We start from the raw sequence: 19657 nt of genomic DNA on the forward strand, positions 1-19657 counted from the left end.
TGCGCCCGATCCGCACCATATATGACTGTATATTGAAGTGGTTCGATGTGACCGGAAACCTCCGGTCGCATCGCCGCGCATCGAAGGCGGTTGAACATGAACGCACCCAAGGGCAGCACCAGGCGCACGGCCCTCAAGCGGTTCGCGGCGGCGGCGGGCGCCGCCGCAGCCGCGCCGCTCCTCGGCCCGCTCGACCCGGCCCGGGCCGCGGACCAGGCGTCCGAGTACATCGGGGCCGCGGCCTGGGAGACCGTGCTCGACGGCTCCTTCGCCAGCCGCGCCACCCTCGAAGCCTCCTGGAACTACCTGTACCCGTGGGGCTCCGACCACAACGGCACGGCCCGGATGTACGCGTCCTCTTCGGACGCCAACCACCTCTGGCTCTCGCCCAGCGGCGTCCTCAACATCAAGGCCACCCGGATCACCTGGGACGAGGGCAACTCCAGCAAGGACCCGTACCTGCCGATCCACTACCACTCCGCGGCCATCCACGCCAAGCGGCAGGTCCTCGTCAACGACACCTACCCGAACTGGGAGCTGCGCGGCCAGTTCCAGGCCCCCTCGGCGCCCGGCACGTGGCCGGCGTTCTGGATCACCGGCGCGAACTCGTGGCCGCCGGAGAGCGACATCCTGGAGTTCAAGGGCGACGGCAGGAACTGGTTCAACACCTACGACGGCTCCTGGGACAACACGATCGTCCCGGTCTCCTCGCCCGGCTCCTGGCACGAGTACCGGATCTGGATGACCAAGACCAGCGCCACCGACGTGCAGATCCACTACTACCTCGACGGCACGTGGAAGGCCGCGCACACCGGCTCGAACTTCGTCGGCAAGGCCATGAACATCATCATCAACCTCCAGATGGAGGGCTCGTCGGGCTCCTCGGGCCCGAGCGGCGACACGCTCTACCGGGCCCAGAACGTCTACGTGGGCCGCACCAACAACGGCTGATCCGCTGCCACCCGGGTCTCGGAGGCCCGGGCGGTGGCGCCCTGAGACCGTTTGCCCTACAATCTGAATCGACAACTATCAATGCCTGGATTGCTGAGGAGATTTTCCTCCCGGCATGCTCAGCGACCGGGCGCGTTCCCATGGAGTCGATATGCAATCGATTGCCCCAGCGCGCCTTGCGAGCGCGCGCCCGCGGCGCGTCCTCACAGCGGCGCTCGCGCTCCTGCTCGGCGCCGTCCTGGCCGCCACGACCGCCCTGTTCACCGCCGCCAGTGCGCAGGCCTTCGAGACCGGTACCTGGTACAACGTGCAGTCCCGCAGCTCGGGTCTGGTGCTGGGCATCCGTGCGGCGTCGCTCGACAGCGGTGCCGAGCTCGTGCAGTGGTCTGCGAACGGTTCGCAGGACCAGCAGTTCCGCTTCACCGATGTGGGCGGCGGGTATTACAAGATCGAGGTGCGCCATTCGGGCAAGGTCCTCGACGTCGCCTCGGGCTCGACTGCGGACGGTGCGAAGGTCCAGCAGTGGGGCGATGCCGGGAGTGCGAACCAGCAGTGGCGGATCACCGAGTCCGGCGGCTACGCGACGTTCGTGAACCGCGCTTCGGGCAAGGTCCTCGATGTCTGGGAGTGGTCGACCGCCAACGGCGGCAGGATCTCCCAGTACACGGCCACCGGTGCCACCAACCAGCAGTTCAAGCTCATCCCCGCCGAGGGCGACATCGACGCCGACATCGTCGTGGCCGCCGACGGCTCCGGCGACTACACCACCGTCCAGGCCGCGGTGAACGCCGCGGCCTCCGGCTCGACGATCCTCATCAAGGCCGGGAACTACAAGGGCGCGGTCACCGTGCCCTCCTCCAAGACCGGCATCACCTTCGTCGGCGCCACGGGCAACGCCGCCGACGTCGTGATCCACGAGAACCGCTGCGCCAGTTGCGACAACGGCTCGGGCGGCACGTGGGGGACCAGCGGCAGCGCCTCGGTCCTCCTCCAGGGCGCGAACTTCACCGCCGAGGACCTCACCTTCGCCAACACCTACGACGAGGCCGCGAACGGCAGCAGCCAGGCCGTGGCCGTCAAGGTCCAGGGCGACCGGATGGTCTTCGACAACGTGCGGTTCCTCGGCAACCAGGACACGCTCCTGACCGACTCGCCCAGCGCCACCACCGTGTCGCGCCAGTACTACCACGACTGCTATGTGGAGGGCGACGTCGACTTCATCTTCGGCCGCGGCACCGCCGTGTTCGACGGCTGCACCGTCAAGTCGCTCACCCGCGGCTCGACCACCAACAACGGCTACATCGTCGCGCCGAGCACCGAGATCACCAACCCGTACGGGATGCTGTTCTACCAGTGCACCCTGACTTCCAACGCCCCCAGCAACTCCGTGTACCTGGGCCGCCCGTGGCCCGCCGGGGGCTCCACCACCGCGCGCGGCCAGGTCCTCTACCGCGAGACCTATATCGGCGCGCACATCCGCACGGCCGAGCCGTGGTCCGACATGTCGGGCCTGGCCTGGGAGGACGCGCGCCTGCGCGAGTACCAGAACACCGGCCCCGGCGCCACGGTCAACGCCAACCGGCCCCAGCTGTCCTCCAGTGAGGCCGCGAACTACGAGATGGCGGACTACCTGCGCGGCTCCGACGGCTGGAACCCGATCCGCTGACCGCGGGTGCGCATTGCCGGACCACTACGATCCGGTGATGCGCACCTACCCCTCGCCCCTCCCGTGACCGCGCTCCTCGCCGGGCTCGCCCTCGGGCTCGCGCTCATCGTGCCGATCGGGGCCCAGAACGTGTTCGTGTTCGGCCAGGGCGTGGCCCTCGGGATGCCGCGGGCGCTGTGGGCCGTGGCCGGGGCGGGACTGTGCGACACGCTCCTCATCGTCCTCGGCGCGACCGGCGCCTCCGCGCTCCTGGACTCCGTGCCGGGCCTGCGGCCCGCGATGCTCGCCGCCGGGGCCCTGTTCCTCGCCTACCTCGGCGTGAAGTCCCTGCGCGCCAAGCCCTCCGAACTCGCCGACGAGACCGGCGCGTGGTCCCCGGCCCGCACGCTGCGCCGCACCGCCGCGGTGTCGCTGCTCAACCCGCACGCCGTGCTCGACACCGTCGGCGTCCTCGGCGCGGCCATCGCCGCGCAGGCCACCGCCTCCCGCGCGGTCTTCGCCGCCGGGGCCGTCGCGGCCTCCTGGATATGGTTCCTGCTTCTCGCCAGCGCGGCAACGGGACTGCGGAAGTTCATGACGAAGGAGCGGCGCGTCTGGTTCGACCGCGCCTCCGGGCTGGTCCTCCTCGTCTTCGCCGCCTGGCTCGCCTACGAGTTCGCAAGGCTCCTGATGTAAGCCTTGGGAGCGATTGACAAAGTTTAGTCTCACAACTTAGTCTTATATCGAGGATTCTCTATGGGTTCCCGCGGCCCCGCACGTCCTCCCGGCACACGACGCGGACAGAAGGAGAGCCATGCAAGGCGTCAAGCGACGAACCCGCACATGGATGGCACTGGCAGTGGCCGCCCTCGCCGTCTTCGCGGCAGGGCTCGGCATCCTCGCCCCCAACGCCGCCTACGCGGCCGAAGGCTGCAAGGTCGACTACAAGATCGCCGCCCAGTGGGGCGGCGGCTTCACCGCCGACGTGAAGATCACCAACCTCGGCACCGCCGTCAGCTCCTGGAACCTGGTGTGGACGTTCCCCAACGGGCAGCGGGTCACCAACGCCTGGAACGCGACCACCACCAGCTCCGGCGACACCGTCACCGCCAAGAGCATGAGCTACAACGGCTCCATCCCCACCGACGGCTCGCAATCGTTCGGCTTCAACGGCTCCTGGTCCGGCACCAACGGCGTCCCCGCCTCGTTCAGCCTCAACGGCACCGTCTGCACCGGCACCCCGACCAACCCCACCACCTCGCCCACCGACGGCCCCACCACCACCCCGCCGCCCACCGGCGGTGTCAGCGCCATGGAGACCGTCGCGGCCATGCAGCCGGGCTGGAACCTCGGCAACTCCCTCGACTCGGTCGGCACGGACGAGACCGCCTGGGGCAACCCGCGCATCACCCAGTCCCTCATCCAGAACGTCGCCGCCCAGGGCTACAACAGCATCCGCATCCCCGTCACCTGGGACAACCACCAGTCCAAGTCCGCGCCTTACACTGTGGAGGACGCCTACCTCGACCGCGTCGAAGAGGTCGTCAACTGGGCGCTCGACGCCGACCTGTACGTCCTCATCAACATCCACCACGACTCGTGGATCTGGATGGCGGACATGAACTCCAACCGCACCGTCGTCGAGGCCCGCTACGAGTCCATCTGGACCGCGCTCGCCGACCGCTTCCGCGACGCCCCGCCCGAGCTGCTGTTCGAGAGCGTCAACGAACCCCAGTTCAACAACGTCGACGACGCCACCGCCTACGCGCTCCTGGACGACCTGAACACCTCGTTCCACGAGATCGTCCGCGCCTCCGGCGGCGGCAACGCCGACCGCGTCCTGGTCCTGCCGACCCTCCACACCAACGCCGACCAGGGCCGCCTCGACGCCCTCAGCGACACCATCGCGGCCCTCGACGACCCGAACATCGCCGCGACCATCCACTACTACGGCTTCTGGCCCTTCAGCGTCAACATCGCCGGGTACACCAAGTTCAACGACGAGGTGCGCGCCGACCTCGAAGGCTACTTCGACCGCGCCTACAACGAGTTCGTCGCCAACGGCATCCCCGTCCTGATCGGCGAGTACGGCCTCCTCGGCTTCGACGCCCACACCGGCACCGTCGAGCAGGGCGAGAAGCTCAAGTTCTTCGAGTACGCCGGGTACTACGCCCGGCAGAAGGGCATCACCCTCCAGCTCTGGGACAACGGCCAGCACTTCGACCGCACCGCCTTCCAGTGGAAGGACCCCGAGCTCTTCGCCATGATGAAGGCCGCCTGGACCACCCGCTCCGGCACCGCCTCCTCCGACCAGATCTACGTGGCCCGCACCGCCGCCGTCGCCGACGTCTCCCTGACCCTCAACCTCAACGGCACCACCTTCCAGGGCCTGCGGGTCGGCACCACCAACCTCGTGCAAGGCACCGACTACACCGTCTCGGGCTCCACCCTCACCATCAAGGCCAGCAGGCTCACCACCCTCCTCGGCGACCGCTCCTACGGCGTCAGAGGCAGCGTCCAAGCGGTCTTCTCCCAAGGCGCGCCATGGCGCATCAGCGTCATCTCCTACGACCAGCCGACCATGTCCGCCGCGACCGGCGCCTCCGCGTCCTTCGCCATCCCCACCCAGTTCAAGGGCGACCAGCTCGCCACCATGGAGGCCAAGTACGCCGACGGCACCCCCGCCGGCCCCCAGAACTGGACCTCCTACAAGGAGTTCGCCCGCGCCTTCAGCCCCGACTACGCGGCTGGCACCGTCAGCCTCCCCACCGCGTTCTGGGCGGAAGTCAACGACGGCCAGAAGGTCACCCTGACCTTCCACTTCTGGAGCGGCAAGACCGTCACCTACTACGTCACCGAATCCGGCGGCAACGTCACCGGCTCCCTGACCTAGCCCGCCTCCGACAGACGGACCGGCCCGGCGCGAACGCGCCGGGCCGGTCCCGCGCCGTCAGTAGCTCCCGATCCCGATATTGCTCGCCCCGCCGGTGAAGCCGCGCCCGGGGCCGCGATACCGGCCGGAGCGCTGCCGCTCGGTCCAGTAGTCAAGGTTGTGCACCACGGCCTGGCGGTACCGGTGCTCGTAGGGAAGCAGCCGGTCGCAGTCGGCCAGCAGGCCGCGGAACTCCTGGAGGGCCGTATCGACATCGCCGGTCCGCGCCGTCCACCGGGCGAGGTCGTTGCGGACCGCGAGTGTGTCGGGGTGGTCGGGCCCGAGCACTTGGAGCTGGTGGGCCAGCACCGACCTCAGCTCAGCGACCGCGGCGGCCCTGTCGCCGGCTTCTCCCCTCCAGCCCGCGAGGTTCTGGCGGCTGCGCAGCGTGTCGGGATGGTCGGGCCCGAGCACGCGCAGCCGGTCGGTCAGCATCGCCTCGGTGGCGGCCACCGCACCCTCGGGGTCCCCGGCGGCGCCTCGCCAGTGGGCGAGATTGTGCCGGACCGCGAGCGTGAACGGATGGTCGGTCTCCAACAGCCGCAGGCAGTCCGTGAGCAGCTCTTCGTTCTCCTCCGCGGCGGCCGCGGCGTCACCGGAGCGGCCCTTCCAGCGGGCGCGCAGCGAGCGTGCCACGAGCACATCGAAGTGGTCGGCGCCGAGCACTCGGGTCCGGTCGGCCAACAGCTTCTCGGTCTCCGATATGGCCGTCTCCAGATCCCCGCGCTCGCCCTTCCAGTACAGGAGGCGCTGTCGGGTGGAAAGGGTGTCGGGGTGGTCGGGCCCCAGTACGCGGGCACGGTCGATGAGGACCGATTCGAAGCCCTCGATCGCGGATTCCACATTGCCGGACTCGCCCTTCCAGCGGGCGAGCGAGTGGCGGGCGCGGAGCGTGTCCGGGTGGTCCTCGCCCAGATTCCCGCTGACCGGCAGCAGCAGCGCTTCAAAGAACCTCTCCGCCATCTGCACTTGGCCGTGCTCGCCGAGGCTGTTGCCGGACCTGAACAGCAGCGGATGCGCCCGATCGTGGAACAGCGTCATGCTGGACTGTTCGACCAGTCGAGCCGCACTGACCAGCAGGGTCGAGGCTGAAGCGGGTGAGCTCTCCAGATCGGGCCAGATCGCCAGCAGGGCGTCCGCCGCGGTAAGCACGCCCGCGTCGATATCGGCGGTCGAGGCGGATTCGAGCACGGCCCGCTGCACCAGCGCGTGCATCCGCACCAGTGACCCGTCGGTGTCTATCAGGCTCAGGCGGTGGAGTCGGCTCAGCGCGGTCGGGACCTGGTGCGCTCGGACCGCGCCGCCGCGGGAGCAGAACTCCAGGGCCGGTTCGGTGGAGAAGAGCGAGGCGGGAATCCCGGTCGGGTCGAGCAGCGCGGCGAGGTGCAGGAGGCTGCTGGCGAGTCCCCAGGGAAGCTGCCGATCGGCCTGTTCGAGCGAGAGCGTCCAGGTCGTGTTCAGCGGCGAGTGGTAGCCGTCAGGCGAGATCTCCGGACTGAGCTCGGCGAGGGCGATGGTGCGGTCCGCCATCAGTGCGAGGTAGCCCTCGCAGGAGAGGCCGGGCCGATCGATGATGAACGCCGCCGCCTGTGCGAGCGCGAGCGGCAGTCCGCCGAGGCGCTCGGCCAGGACCGCGGCCCCGGCAGTGCGCCTTGCGTGGAGTCCGAGCCTGCCGTGCAGATACGCAAGGGACTCTTCAGGGCTGAACAGGCCGATGTCGAGACGGGACCGGCCGTCGCCGTCCAAAGCGGCGTCGCGGCGCCGTGTGGTGACGATCGTCCGTCCCCGTGGGTGCGCCGGAGGCCAGAGCCCTTGGAGGTCCGCCGGATCGTCGAGGTCGTCGAGCACCACCAGCCACCGCGGTGCCCCGGGGCGAGCCAGGAAGTTGAGGAAGGCAACCGCGGCGTGATCGCCCTGTTCCGGCTCGGCGCTGCAGATCTCGACCCCCGCCTGCGCGAAGGCGGCGGCGATGCCGCTGCGGCTGCTGGCGTTCACCCACATGAGCAGGTCCACTTCGCCCCGCTCCCAGCGGCGCGTCGCGTAGGCCGCCGCCAGTTGCGTCTTCCCGACGCCGCCCATGCCCGACAAGACTTGGCAGGGCGCGTCCGCTGCGACCAGGTGCTCATCGGCGGCGCGCTCCTGCCGTGATGCCGCCAGCGGCGGCACCGTGCCGATGCGGTGCGGCCATTGGACCGGGGCGGGGCGCGGGGCGCCCACGACCAGTTCGATCCGGTTGTCGAAAGCTCGGGGCAAGGCGGCTACCTCCGGGGGAAGGAAGTACCGATTCTACTCAGGCGGTCGACTCGCGCACTTTCAGTTCGAATGGGGCCGTGTGCTCTTCGGGGGGCCGGGTCGGGTCCTCCATGCGGGCGGCGATGAGGTCGACGGCTTTTTCGGCCATCCAGCGGTGGTCCGGCGAGACCGACGACAGTGCCGGTGTGGTGTAGGCGGATTCGGGGATGTCGTCGAAGCCGACCACCCGCACATCCTCGGGGACGCGGAGGCCGAGGTCGGCCAGGCCGCGGATGACGCCCAGCGCCACGGTGTCGGTCACGGCGACGACGCCGTCGAAGGGGACGCCCGAGGCGTGGAGGCGGCGGACGGCGCGGCGGCCGTCCTCCATCGACATGCCCGAGAGGGCGACCAGGGAGGTGTCGAGGCCGATGCCATGGGCCGCAAGGCCGTCCACATAGCCCTGGTAGCGGCGCGAGACGACGTGGACGCCTTCGAGGGTCCACCCCGTGACGTTCGCGATCCTCTTGCAGCCCTGTGCGATCAGGTGCTCGGTGGCGGCGCGGGTGCCCGCCTCGTTCGCCATGCCGACGTGGTCGATGCTGGCGCCGAAGTCGCGTTCGCCGAGCATGACGATGGGGAAGTCGCCCCAAGAGTGGGCCTGCTCGCGCGGGTCGAGGACCACGGCGCTCAGGATCAGGCCGTCGAACTGGAGCTTGTGGGACTGGGCGACCGCCTCGACCTCGCCGGTGTCGCTGCCGCCGGTCTGCTCGATCGCCACGTGGAAGCCGCGCGCCTGCGCCGCCTCGATGACGAGGGCGCCGAGCATCCCGAAGTACGCCTGGTCGACGCCGGGCACAGCGAGGCCGATGACCCCGGTGCGCCCGGCTTTGAGCGTGCGGGCGTTGACGTTCAGGCGGTACCCGGACTGCTGGATCGCATCGAGGACGCGCAGCCGGACCGGCTCGGAGACCCCGGCCCGGTTGTTGACCACGTTGGACACGGTCATCTTCGACACGCCGGCCAGGCGCGCCACGTCGCTCATCGTCACCATCTCGGGTACCGCCTTCCAGACTCGACGACCCTCCTATGTTCTCACCCTAATGCGGGGGCGCGACTACGCCGTGTCCCCGCCTACGCGACATCGCCCGCGACGGTGACGAACGAGTGCGCCGGAAGGTGCACGAGCAGCTTCCCGCCCTCGATCCGCACCCCGTCGTGGGCGCGCGGCGCGACGGCCTCGGGGGCGTCGGGGCTGTTGTGCGCGTTGACCGCGGCGGCCGTGAGGATCTCCGAGGCCAGGCCGGTGACGGCGCCGCCGCGGAGGTCGATCGACACGTCCGCGGCCTCGTCGGCGTCCAGGTTGGACAGCGAGACGAGGAGGCGGCCGTCCTTGCGGGAGGCCGAGACCGACACGGTCGGCAGCTCCGCGCCGTCGACGTCCTTGACCGGCTTGTCGCCCACGACGTGCACCTGGAGGCTCGCGGCGTCCTGGTGGCCCTTGTTCATACGGAACACGTGGTAGGTCGGGGTGAGCACCAGCGCGCCCGAGTCGGGGTCGGTGAGGATCATCGCCTGGAGCACGTTCACCGTCTGCGCGATGTTCGCCATCACCAGGCGGTCGGCGTGCTTGTGGAAGATGTCGAAGTGGACGGAGGCCACGAGCGCGTCGCGCATCGTGTTCTGCTGGTACAGGAACCCGGGGTTCGTGCCCGGCTCCACGTCCCACCAGGTGCCCCACTCGTCGAGGACGATCCCGATCTCCTTCTTCGGGTCGTACAGGTCCATGACGTTCCCGTGCCCGGTGAGCAGCTCGTCGGTCCGCGACGCCTTGTAGAGGGTCGTGTAGTACTCGTCGGTGGTGAACTCCGTCGCCGAGCCCTTGTTGTCCCAGGGGCCCGCCACGGTGTAGTAGTGCACCGAGACCGCCTGGTACAGCGGGCGCTCGACGCGCTGGCAGCCCAGGTGGGAGAGCTGCTTCATGAGCGTCTCGGTCCAGCCGTACGAGAAGTCCGAGGCGCCCGCGGCGATGCGGTAGAGCTTGTTGTCGCCGTAGTTGCGGCAGTAGGTGGCGTAGCGGCGCGCTTCGAGGGCGTACTGCTCGGCCGACATGTTGCCGCCGCAGCCCCAGGTCTCGTTGCCCAGGCCCCAGTACTTGACCTTCCAGGGCTCCTCGCGGCCGTTGGCCTTGCGCTCGCGCACCGCGGGGGAGTCGCCGTCGCGGGTGAGGTACTCGACCCACTCGCTCATCTCCTGCACGGTGCCGGAGCCGACGTTCCCGGAGATGTACGGCTCGGTGCCGAGCAGCTCGCACAGGGCCATGAACTCGTGGGTGCCGAAGTGGTTGTTCTCCTCGACCCCGCCCCAGTGGGTGTTGATCATGACCGGCCGGTCCTCCTTGGGGCCGATGCCGTCGCGCCAGTGGTACTCATCGGCGAAGCAGCCGCCGGGCCAGCGCAGGTTCGGGATGTCCAGGGCCCGGAGGGCTTCGACGACGTCGAGGCGGATGCCGCCCTCGTTGGGGATGTCGGAGTCCTCGCCGACGTAGAAGCCGCCGTAGATGCACCGGCCGAGGTGCTCGGCGAAGTGGCCGTACACGTGCCGGCTGATGACGGGGCCTTCGAGGTCGAGGTTGACCACGGCGTTGACGGTGCTGCTCATCGGTGCCTTCCAGGGAGGCGCGCCTCCCTGGGAAACGCGCTGCGGACGGGGTAATTTATCGGTAAAGCGACCTCACTCTACCGGGTCCCGCCGACCGCTTGTCAAGACTCCAGGGAAAGGGAATTTCCCGGCGCACCGCGGTCTTGTACCCGGCATGACCGACGACTTCACCCGCGCCTGGCGAGACTGGCACGAGCACCGCGAGGCCGCGCTGGCCCAGCCCCACGGCTGGCTCAGCCTGACCGCGTTCCACTGGCTCGACGAGGAGCCCGCGCCCCTCGACGGCCTGCCCGGCCTCTGGTCCTCCGACGGCACTGCCGTGACCGTGACCGCAAAGGCCGCCGACGGCCTCAGCGCCGACGGGCGCGCCGTCGACGGCACCGTCGAGTTCAAGGCCCCCGCGGGCTCGGGCCCGGCCTGGGTCGACTACGGCGACAAGCGGCTCGAACTCGCCCCGCGCGGCGGCCGCCACGCCGTGCGCGTGCGCGACCCGCTCGCGCCCACCCGCACCGGCTTCACCGGCGTCCCCGCCTTCGACCCCGACCCCGCGTGGGTGGTGCGGGCCGAGTTCACCCCCGCCCCGGAACTCGTCGACGTCGGCTCGGTCCGCGAAGGCGTCGACCAGTCGCTGCACGCCGTCGGCACCGTCCGCTTCGACCTCGGCGGCGCGGCCCAGGAGCTCGTCGCGACCGACGCGGGGGAGGGCCGCCTGTGGCTGCTGTTCCGCGACCCCACCAACGGCGACACCACGTCCTCGTTCCGCCAGCTCACCGCCTCCGCGCCGGACCCGGACGGGACGGTGGAGCTCGACTTCAACCGCTCGCTCAACATGCCCTGCGCGTTCACCGACTACGGCACCTGCCCGCTCCCGCCGGGCGCGAACCGCCTCACCGCCGCGGTCACGGCGGGCGAACGCAAACCGTCATAAAGAAGATATATCGACACCGAGGCTGACGCCCTCGCGGCGGGCCGGGACGCTCCCGGCCCGCACCGGCGCCGACGTAGAGTCGTGACCCGAAGCGCCCCTTGAAAGGACCCCTCGTGTTCGACGCCGTGCCCAACCCCGTCCTCTTCGACGCCTTCGGCGTCCCGACCACCCTCATCGAGGTGCTCGGGTTCGTCTCCGGCGCCCTGTGCGTGTGGCTGGTCGCCCGCCAGCACATCGCCAACTGGGGCATCGGGATCTTCAACTGCCTCATGTTCATCGTGCTGTTCACCCAGTGGGGCCTCTACGCCGACGCGGGCCTCCAGCTCGTCTTCATCGCCCTCGGCGCCTACGGCTGGTGGAACTGGGTCCGCGGCGGCGGCCCCGCCGACGACCGCCTCCCCGTCAGCCGCACCGGCCGCACCGAGTGGACCGCCCTCATCGGCGCCGGGCTCATCGGCCTCGCCGCCCTCGCCCTCCTCCTCGACCGCGCCACCGACTCGACCGTCCCGTTCTGGGACGCCCTCACCACGGTCCTGTCGCTCATGGCCACCTACGGCCAGACCCGCAAGCGCCTCGAATCCTGGTGGCTCTGGATCGCCGCCGACCTCGTCTACATCCCCTTGTACGCCTACAAGGGCCTGTACCTGACGGCGATCCTCTACGTCGGGTTCCTCGCCCTGTGCGTCCTCGGCCTCCGCAACTGGCAGAAGGACCTCCGCACCGCCGGTCTCGCGGAGGCGACCGCGTGAGCCTCCCCGAGCACGGCCTGGTCCTCGGCAAGTTCTACCCGCCGCACGCGGGCCACTTCCACCTCATCCGCCGCGCCCTCGCCGGATGCGAGCGCCTGACGGTCCTCGTCAGCCACGCCGACGTCGAGTCGATCCCCCTCGCCGACCGCGTCGCCTGGATCCAGGAGGCGTTCCCCGCGGCCCGCGTCATCGGCGCCGTCGACAACGTCCACATGGACCTCAACGACGAGGCGATCTGGCAGGCCCACGTCGACATCTTCCAGGCCGCCGTCCCCGAGCGGATCGACGCGCTCTTCACCTCCGAGCCCTACGGCCCCGAGCTGGCCCGCCGCCTCGGCGCCGCCCACGTCCTCGTCGACCTCGACCGGAACGCCGTCCCCGTCTCCGGCACGAAGATCCGCGCCGACCCGGCCGGGAACTGGGACTACCTCGAAGGGCCCGTGCGCGCCGGCCTCGCGCTGCGCGTCGTCGCGGTCGGCGCCGAGTCGACCGGCACGACCACGATCGCCGAAGACCTCGCCGCCGCCTACGCCGCCCGCGGCGGCGTCTGGGCCGCCACACAGTGCGTGCCCGAGTACGGCCGCGTCTACAGCGAGGAGAAGCTCGCCGCACTGCAAGCGGTCCGGCCCGGCGCGGTGTGGGCCGACGTCAGGTTCGACACCGCCGACTTCCCGCGCATCGCCGCCCGCCAGAACGACCTCGAAGAGGCCGCCGCCCGCATCGGCGGCCCGGTCCTGTTCTGCGACACCGACGCCTTCGCGACCGCCGTCTGGCACGAGCGCTACATCGGCGGCCGCAACCCCGACGTCGACCCGCTCGCCGACGCGCTGCACCACCACCTGTACCTCCTCACCGACCACGAGGACGTCCCGTTCGAGGACGACGGCCTGCGCGACGGCGAGCACCTGCGCCCCTGGATGACCGGACGCTTCAAGGCCGAACTGGAGCGCACCGGCCGCCCTTACGTGCAGCTCCACGGCACCCGCGCCGACCGCCTCGACCAGGCCGTGCGCGCCGTCGACGCGCTCGTCGCCGCGGGCTGGGGCATCGCCGACCCGCTCCCGGAGTACCGCTGAGGCGAACCGGCTTGCCCCGCCGGGCCGCGCGGGCGCACACTTGCCACATGCGCATCCGGGCCGTGACCACTACCGACCTGCCCCTCCTCCAGGACATCGAGCGCGCCGCGGGCGAGTGCTTCCGCACCGTCGGCATGGACGCCATCGCCGACGACGAGCCGCTCACCCTCAAGGAACTCGACGACTACCGCCGCACCGGCCTCGCCTGGGCCACCGCCGACCGCGGCAGGCCCGTCGCGTACCTCATCGCCGAGCCCGTCGACGGCGCCCTCCACATCGAGCAGGTGTCCGTCCACCCCGACCGGGCCCGCCGCGGCCTCGGCCGCGCCCTCATCGACCACGCCGCCGCAGCGGCCGCCGAGCGGGGCCTCGACGCGCTCACCCTCACGACCTTCCGCGACGTGCCCTGGAACGCCCCCTACTACGAGCGGCTCGGATTCGCCCCGCTCGCCGACGACGCCCTCACCTCGGGCCTGCGCGCGATCCGCGACCGCGAATCCGCCCACGGCATCGACCGCTGGCCCCGCGTCTGCATGCGCCGCCCGCTCTGACCCGCGTCCCGCGCGTCCAGCCGGTCCAGCCGCTCCGCGGCGAGGAACGCCCGCGACAGCTCCGTGCGCACCCGCGGCGCGTCCGCTCCCGCGCTCTTGAAGTAGTAGATCGACAGGTTGATGAGCGACACGAACGACGCGTACACCAGCTCGTCCTGCACCAGGTCGAGCATGATGAGCGTGCCGATCCCCAGCACCGGCACGCAGTAGATGACCAGCGTCGGCCGCCACCGGGCCAGCCGCCCCGGCGGGAACTCGCCCTCGGGGACCGTCGAGAGGCCCGCGGTCCGGGCCCGCCGGTGGATGTCGCGCTCGAACGCGATGAAGACGCTGAACACGGCCGCCGTCCACACCAGCCCGATCTGCGTCGCCAGCGGCCACCAGTCGCTCTGCACCAGGGTCGGCAGGATCACGCACAGGGAAGGCAGGACCGCCATCGACCGGAGCCCGAACTCGGTCGCGTACGTGAGGAACCGCTGCCTGCCGCGCCGCGGCAGCGACGACAGCGGCGAGATCTCCGCGAACAGGTTCAGATAGAGCCGGGCGTTCACCAGGGCGAACGAGAAGCCGACGAGCCGTGCGGGGAGGTTCCCCCACGGGTCGGGCACGACGTACCCGTCCATCCGCATCGCCGCGAAGAAGTCGAAGTCCGATCCGGCCTCGGCGAGGGCGATGTTGACGACCTCGATCCACTTCGCCTGCCAGCCGATGCCGAGGTCCTCCAGCCACCAGGTCGCGACCAGTGCAGCCGTCCCCCACAGGAGGAACGCGGCCCCCCACGCCCATCGGCGCAGCCGCTGGGCCTGCCGCAGCCGCGACACGTCGGCGGTCCGGCCCTGGTCGCGCATCGCCGCGGCCTGCCGCTGGCGCACCCGCATGATCCGGCCCTGGCGGGACACCGTGCCCGATCCCGGCAGGAGGTCCTTGAGCCGCTCCATCGCCCCCTCGGGTTCGAGGCGGGCGGCTTCGCGGATGACCTCCATCTCGCGCTGGAACAGCTCGCGGATCTGGTCGATCCGGTTGCGGCCCTGCGCGGATTCGGGCGCTTCGGGGGGCTCGATCGGCGTCACGAGCAGCCGGCGGTCCGGGTCGGCGTCGACGAGGTCTTCGAGCAGGCGGGCCATGCCCGTGGAGAGCACGTAGGTGTGGTCGGGGAGGCTGCCGTCGGGGCCCAGCCCGGAGCCGCTGATCGCCAGCAGCAGCCGCCCGAGCGAGTACAGGTCCGCCTGGTCGTCGCCGTGCCCGCCCTTGCGGACCTCGGGGGCCACGTAGACGGCCTCGCCGTAGGACTCGCCCGGCAGGGTCCGGGTGTGGAGGTGGTTGACCCCCAGGTCGATGAAGCGCATGCGGGCGGTGCTGCCGAAGTCCTGGACGATGATGTTGGACGGCGACAGGTCCTCGTGGCGATATCCGAGCCGGACCAGGTCCGCCAGCGCGTACAGGAGCGCGTTGCCGAGCAGGTCGAGTTCGGCGATGTCGATCGGGCGGATGGCGGTCTTGCGGGGCCGGGGCTCGGTGCGGGGGCGGGTGCGGAGGCGTTCGGCGAGGGTCTGCCCGGTGAGGAAGTCCTGGAGGATCCAGTTGTCGTGGCTGGCCCAGACGACGACGAGCGGGGCGTCGTCGGGGATGAACGTGTCGAAGCGGTCGGCGTAGGTGCGGGTGGCGTCGGCGATGGCGGGCAGGCGCTGGTAGGGGTAGACGATGCATTTGAGGGCGAATTCGGTTCTGCGGCTCTTCTTGGGGTCGGCGCTCTTGCCGTACAGGATGATCGAGGTGGTCCCGTGGCGGTGGAACCGCAGGGTGTCGAAGTCGATCAGGGCCCATTGGTCGAGGGTGTCCTGCGGTGCGGGGCCGGTGGCGGCCGGGTCGTAGAGGGTCTTGAGGGCGTCGCGGACGCGCGGGTCGGCGACGAGTTCGGTCGAGAGGTGCGCGGCGGTGACCTGCGTGTCGCCGCAGGTGTAGGTCACGGTGGTCTCGCCGTGGAAGCGGGCGCGTTCGGAGCAGTGGACGGCGGTGACGGTGAGCAGGTAGAGCCCGAGGAGGCCGACGGTCTCGGGGGTGTGCCGATGGTCGCGCGTGCCGGTCCACCAGGTCCAGAGCCGTTCGATCTCGGCGCGCTGGTGGCGGTGGAAGCGGTCGTAGTAGCCGTGTTCGTCGAGGGGGAGGTCGAGGAGGGCCTCGCGCCAGTCCTGCGGTTCCCATCGGTCGAGGGCGGCGGCCGCTGTCGGGTCGCCGTCGGCGGTGAGGGCGTCGAGGGCGGCGGCGAGGGTCTCAGTCGGCGTCGGCACGGACGCCTCCGTCGACGGTGGTGAAGCGGGGGAGGGACGCGAAGGTGCCGTCGCGCAGGCGTTTGGCAGGGACGCCGGTGACGGCGGCGTGCATGATCGCGTGGGCTTGGCGGGCGGCGGTCAGGAGCGCTCCCAGGGACATCTCGTGGCGGCGGACCTCGGGCATCCACGGGAGGGGCGCGAGGTCGAGGACGTAGGGGCCGGTGCCGGGGTCGGTCATCCATTCCTGGAGCTGCCTGCGCTGGGTGCGGTAGCGGTCGAGGTTGGCGAGGTAGCCGCGGCCGAGGCCTTTCCTGATGCGCTCCATGTAGAGCGCGGAGAGGCGGCGGCCGGGGGAGGGGCGGCCGGGGGCGCGCAGCGGCTTGGTGGAGAGGGAGAGGACGTGGGTGCAGCCGTCGGCGAGGGCGAGGAGGTAGGGGTGGGCGGTGAGGACGCCGCCGTCGACGGCGCGGCGGCCGCGGAAGGTCCCGGCGCCGGGGACGGCGACGGGGAGCCAGCAGCTGGCGCGCAGGCCTTCGCGGAGGTCGTCCTTGTCGCGGAAGTCGGCGACGCTCTCGGTGCGCAGTTCGTCGACGAGGGTGACGGCGACGTGGAATCCGGCGGGGGCCTGGAGGATGCGGTCGTAGTCGAGGGGTTTGACGGTCTCCAGGACCTGTTCGAAGACGTAGTCGAGGTTGAGGATGCCGCGGCGGGAGGCGAAGCGGCGCATGTCGACGAACTGCTTGGTGGCGAGGTCGTCGAAGTAGATGGTGAGCGGGTACCAGGTCTCGCCGCCGGCGAAGTAGGCGGCGTTGACCGAGCCGGAGGAGCAGCTGTAGACGTCGTCGAACGCGTCGCGCAGGCCCAGGTCGTCGAGGGCGGTGAGCATGGCGGCGGAGACGACGCCGCGCATGCCGCCGCCTTCGACGGCGAGGCCGAGGCGGTGGCCGTCGCCGTGGGCGCCGGGGCGGGTCCCGGCGGCCTTGCGGGCGCGGACGAGTTCGAGGACGGGGTGGTCGTCGCTCCAGTAGCGGTCGCGGTCGGGCGAGTACAGGTCCTGCAACGGTGCCTCCGGGGGTGGGGCGGACGGCGGGGCCGAATCCGGTCGATTGCGGCATGTCCTTCTGAGGGTACGCATCCGGGCATCGTTCCGTCATACATGCGTCACCGCGGGCGACTTCCTGCTGTGACGACCGCCTCGGGGCCCTGGACGGAATAGGCCGGGCCGGGGCACCGTTACGGTAGATGCAAACGCATGAACTTCGATCCCGCGGAGGCGGGGAGAGCAGGCAGTCCGATGCAGTTCGGGATCTTCTCAGTCAGTGACATCACGCGCGACCCGGTCTCGGGCGAGACCCCGAGCGAGGCGGAGCGGATCGACGCGATCGTCAAGATCGCGGTCAAGGCCGAAGAGGTCGGCCTCGACGCGTTCGCGATCGGCGAGCACCACAACCCGCCGTTCTTCTCCTCCTCGCCGACGACGCTGCTCGCGCACATCGCGGCGCTCACCGAGCGGCTCGTCCTCACCACCGCGACCACGCTCATCACCACGAACGACCCGGTGCGCATCGCCGAGGAGTACGCGATGCTCCAGCACCTGTCCAAGGGCCGCATGGACCTCATGCTCGGCCGCGGCAACACCGCGCCGGTCTACCCGTGGTTCGGGCAGGACATCCGCCAGGGCCTGCCGCTCGCGCTGGAGAACTACAACCTCCTGCACAAGCTGTGGCGCGAGGACGTCGTGGACTGGGAGGGCCAGTTCCGCACGCCGCTCCAGGGCTTCACCTCGACGCCGCGCCCGCTCGACGACGTGCCGCCGTTCGTGTGGCACGGCTCGATCCGCACGCCCGAGATCGCCGAGCAGGCCGCGTTCTACGGCAACGGCTACTTCGCCAACCACATCTTCTGGCCCACCTCGCACTCCAAGCGCCTCATCGACTTCTACCGGCAGCGCTTCGAGCACTACGGGCACGGCACGCGCAAGCAGGCGATCGTCGGCGTCGGCGGCCAGGCCTACATCGCGAAGCGCAGCCAGGACGCCGTCAAGGAGTTTCGGCCCTACTTCGACGAGGCCCCCGTCTACGGCCACGGCCCGACCCTGGAGGAGTTCACGCAGGGCACGCCGCTGACCGTCGGCAGCCCGCAGGAGGTCATCGACAAGACCCTGACCTTCCACGACGCGTTCGGCGACTACCAGCGCCAGATGTTCCTCATCGACCATGCCGGGATGCCGCTGGGGATGGTCCTCGACCAGCTCGAACTGCTCGGCGGCGAGGTCGTCCCGGTGCTGCGCAAGGAGCTCGCGGCCCGCAAGGACCCCGAGTCCGCCGAGGCGCCGACCCACGCGAGCCTCGTGAAGGCGAAGTACGGCGACGGCCCGGCCCGCCAGCCGCGCCCGAACGCCAACCGCGGCGACAACGTCACCGGCGACTCGCCTTACCAGGACAGCGCCCCCGCGGGCGCCGACGAGTAAGGGACCCGACGATGACCCGCTCACGCAGCAGGCTCGCGAACGACTCGTGGGAGTCGCTGCTGACCGCCCACGCGGCGCTCATGAAGCGGTTCGCGGCCGAGCCGATCTGGGGCGAGGTGTCGATGCGCGAGTACGACGTGCTCTACACCCTCGCCAAGCACGAGGGGCCGATCCGCCTGTTCGAGCTGGGCCGCGGCGTCCTGCTCAGCCAGCCCGCGCTGTCGCGGCTGGTCGAGCGGCTCGCCGAGCGCGGCCTGGTCGAGCGGACCCCCGACCCCGAGGACGGGCGCGGCCTGCGCCTGGGCCTGACCGCCGCCGGGCGCGAGGCCCAGCGGCGGGTCGGCGGCCGCCACGCCGTCGACGTGGCGCGCGCCGTCGCCGACGTCCTCACCGACGAGGAGATGCGCCAGCTCGAATCGATCGGCCGCAAACTCGCCGGGGCCCAGGCCCCGGCCCAGACCCGGACCACCAGCAAGGAGGCAGTGCTGTGAGCACGCCCAAGGAGCCGTACCGGCTCGCCGTCGTCAGCGCCGGCACCAGCGACCCGTCCTCGACGCGGATGCTCGCCGACCGGATCGCGTCCCGCGTCTCCGCGCTCGCGACCGAGCGCGGCGCCGCCGTCACGGTCGACGTGATCGACCTGCGCGAACTCGCCAGCGAGATCACCACTGCGATCGTCTCGCAGCTCATGGGCCCCAAGATGACCCGCGCGATCGAGGTCCTCGGCCGCGCCGACGGCGTCGTCGCCAGCGCGCCCGTCTACAAGGCCGCGCCCAGCGGCCTGTTCTCCTCGTTCTTCCACGTCCTCGACAACGACCTGCTCATCGCCAAGCCGGTGGTGCTCGCAGCGACGGCGGGGACGGCGCGGCACGCGCTGGTCGTGGACGAGCAGATGCGGTCGCTGTTCGCGTACCTGCGGACGATGACGGTGCCGACGTCGGTGTTCGCGGCGACGGAGGACTGGAACGCCGCTGAACTCGGGGAGCGGATCGGGCGGGCGGCGATCGAGCTTCTGCTGCTCATGGAGTCCGGGTTCGCCGAGCAGGTGCGCTCGGAGTCGTGGAAGTCCTACCAGCACGAGTACGGCTCGGCGGGCGGGACGGAGCTCGACATCGACCTGAGCTCCGATCTGATGCGCCTGGCGACGGGCGGGTCGGCGAAGCCGCCGCGCCGGGACTGAACGGCCGCAAGA

The 19657-nt window shown here is 70.7% G+C and carries 15 protein-coding genes; 11 read left to right on the top strand and 4 right to left on the bottom strand.

Translation table 11 applies throughout. The features are described from left to right. Positions 1 to 96: 96 nt before the first annotated feature. The 4 genes from B0I28_RS19850 (at position 97) to B0I28_RS19865 (ending at position 5489) form a co-directional block, all read left to right on the top strand. Positions 97 to 951 carry a LamG domain-containing protein gene (locus B0I28_RS19850; RefSeq protein WP_219926877.1) on the top strand — a complete coding sequence of 285 codons (855 nt, stop codon included), beginning with the start codon at positions 97 to 99 and terminating at the stop codon, positions 949 to 951. Positions 952 to 1102: 151 nt separating this feature from the next. Then, on the top strand, positions 1103 to 2617 hold the full coding sequence (locus tag B0I28_RS19855; RefSeq protein ID WP_181245872.1) for a pectinesterase family protein: 1515 nt from the start codon (positions 1103 to 1105) through the stop codon (positions 2615 to 2617). A gap of 63 nt (positions 2618 to 2680) precedes the next feature. Further along, the gene (locus tag B0I28_RS19860; RefSeq protein WP_106365590.1) at positions 2681 to 3292 is read left to right on the top strand and encodes a LysE/ArgO family amino acid transporter; all 612 of its coding nucleotides are present in this window, start codon (positions 2681 to 2683) and stop codon (positions 3290 to 3292) included. 151 nt (positions 3293 to 3443) lie between these two features. Continuing rightward, positions 3444 to 5489, top strand: coding sequence for a cellulase family glycosylhydrolase (locus tag B0I28_RS19865; protein ID WP_219926878.1), 2046 nt, complete (start codon positions 3444 to 3446; stop codon positions 5487 to 5489). Between the two features lie 57 nt (positions 5490 to 5546). Here the strand turns inward: B0I28_RS19865 and B0I28_RS19870 are convergent, their stop codons facing one another. From B0I28_RS19870 to B0I28_RS19880, 3 genes are all read right to left on the bottom strand, one after another. Continuing rightward, entirely contained in the window at positions 5547 to 7781 is a 2235-nt protein-coding gene (locus B0I28_RS19870; RefSeq protein WP_146148172.1) for a tetratricopeptide repeat protein, read from the bottom strand. A gap of 37 nt (positions 7782 to 7818) precedes the next feature. Then, the gene (locus tag B0I28_RS19875; RefSeq protein ID WP_181245873.1) at positions 7819 to 8805 is read right to left on the bottom strand and encodes a LacI family DNA-binding transcriptional regulator; all 987 of its coding nucleotides are present in this window, start codon (positions 8803 to 8805) and stop codon (positions 7819 to 7821) included. 89 nt (positions 8806 to 8894) lie between these two features. Further along, on the bottom strand, positions 8895 to 10421 hold the full coding sequence (locus B0I28_RS19880; RefSeq protein ID WP_106365594.1) for an alpha-N-arabinofuranosidase: 1527 nt from the start codon (positions 10419 to 10421) through the stop codon (positions 8895 to 8897). A 154-nt stretch (positions 10422 to 10575) separates the two neighbouring features. Here B0I28_RS19880 and B0I28_RS19885 point away from each other — a divergent pair, with 154 nt between their 5' ends. From B0I28_RS19885 to B0I28_RS19900, 4 genes are all read left to right on the top strand, one after another. After that, positions 10576 to 11349: a DUF1684 domain-containing protein gene (locus B0I28_RS19885; protein WP_106365595.1), complete on the top strand. Its 774-nt coding sequence runs from the start codon at positions 10576 to 10578 to the stop codon at positions 11347 to 11349. Between the two features lie 113 nt (positions 11350 to 11462). After that, the gene (gene pnuC / locus B0I28_RS19890; RefSeq protein ID WP_106365596.1) at positions 11463 to 12098 is read left to right on the top strand and encodes a nicotinamide riboside transporter PnuC; all 636 of its coding nucleotides are present in this window, start codon (positions 11463 to 11465) and stop codon (positions 12096 to 12098) included. Beyond that, complete coding sequence (locus B0I28_RS19895; protein ID WP_106365597.1) at positions 12095 to 13174, top strand: AAA family ATPase; 1080 nt, start codon at positions 12095 to 12097, stop codon at positions 13172 to 13174. Before pnuC ends, B0I28_RS19895 begins: the two co-directional genes overlap by 4 nt. 47 nt (positions 13175 to 13221) lie before the next feature. Beyond that, positions 13222 to 13725 carry a GNAT family N-acetyltransferase gene (locus tag B0I28_RS19900; RefSeq protein ID WP_106365598.1) on the top strand — a complete coding sequence of 168 codons (504 nt, stop codon included), beginning with the start codon at positions 13222 to 13224 and terminating at the stop codon, positions 13723 to 13725. A 2271-nt stretch (positions 13726 to 15996) separates the two neighbouring features. Here the strand turns inward: B0I28_RS19900 and B0I28_RS19910 are convergent. Then, a complete protein-coding gene (locus B0I28_RS19910) occupies positions 15997 to 17055 on the bottom strand; it encodes a patatin-like phospholipase family protein (protein WP_245889047.1) in 1059 nt (352 codons plus the stop codon). A gap of 234 nt (positions 17056 to 17289) precedes the next feature. Here B0I28_RS19910 and B0I28_RS19915 point away from each other — a divergent pair, with 234 nt between their 5' ends. From B0I28_RS19915 to B0I28_RS19925, 3 genes are read left to right on the top strand one after another with little or no spacing between them, the layout of a single operon-like run. After that, positions 17290 to 18465 carry an LLM class flavin-dependent oxidoreductase gene (locus tag B0I28_RS19915; RefSeq protein ID WP_106365601.1) on the top strand — a complete coding sequence of 392 codons (1176 nt, stop codon included), beginning with the start codon at positions 17290 to 17292 and terminating at the stop codon, positions 18463 to 18465. Positions 18466 to 18476: 11 nt separating this feature from the next. Then, positions 18477 to 18956 (top strand): MarR family winged helix-turn-helix transcriptional regulator, encoded by a 480-nt coding sequence (locus B0I28_RS19920; RefSeq protein WP_106365602.1) that lies wholly within the window; start codon positions 18477 to 18479, stop codon positions 18954 to 18956. Continuing rightward, positions 18953 to 19645, top strand: a complete 693-nt coding sequence (locus B0I28_RS19925; RefSeq protein WP_106365603.1) for a CE1759 family FMN reductase — start codon at positions 18953 to 18955, stop codon at positions 19643 to 19645. Before B0I28_RS19920 ends, B0I28_RS19925 begins: the two co-directional genes overlap by 4 nt. Positions 19646 to 19657: the final 12 nt, after the last annotated feature.

Origin of the sequence: Glycomyces artemisiae, from assembly GCF_003002955.1 — a bacterium.
Classification (GTDB): domain Bacteria; phylum Actinomycetota; class Actinomycetes; order Mycobacteriales; family Micromonosporaceae; genus Glycomyces; species Glycomyces artemisiae.

Bases quoted from the DNA above. Each gene is read 5' to 3' on its own strand.
- B0I28_RS19920 (WP_106365602.1), top strand. From the start codon at position 18,477: ATGACCCGCTCACGCAGCAGGCTCGCGAACGACTCGTGGGAGTCGCTG.
- B0I28_RS19885 (WP_106365595.1), top strand. From the start codon at position 10,576: ATGACCGACGACTTCACCCGCGCCTGGCGAGACTGGCACGAGCACCGC.
- B0I28_RS19900 (WP_106365598.1), top strand. From the start codon at position 13,222: ATGCGCATCCGGGCCGTGACCACTACCGACCTGCCCCTCCTCCAGGAC.
- B0I28_RS19875 (WP_181245873.1), bottom strand. From the start codon at position 8,805: ATGAGCGACGTGGCGCGCCTGGCCGGCGTGTCGAAGATGACCGTGTCC.
- B0I28_RS19915 (WP_106365601.1), top strand. From the start codon at position 17,290: ATGCAGTTCGGGATCTTCTCAGTCAGTGACATCACGCGCGACCCGGTC.
- B0I28_RS19855 (WP_181245872.1), top strand. From the start codon at position 1,103: ATGCAATCGATTGCCCCAGCGCGCCTTGCGAGCGCGCGCCCGCGGCGC.
- B0I28_RS19880 (WP_106365594.1), bottom strand. From the start codon at position 10,421: ATGAGCAGCACCGTCAACGCCGTGGTCAACCTCGACCTCGAAGGCCCC.
- B0I28_RS19850 (WP_219926877.1), top strand. From the start codon at position 97: ATGAACGCACCCAAGGGCAGCACCAGGCGCACGGCCCTCAAGCGGTTC.
- B0I28_RS19865 (WP_219926878.1), top strand. From the start codon at position 3,444: ATGGCACTGGCAGTGGCCGCCCTCGCCGTCTTCGCGGCAGGGCTCGGC.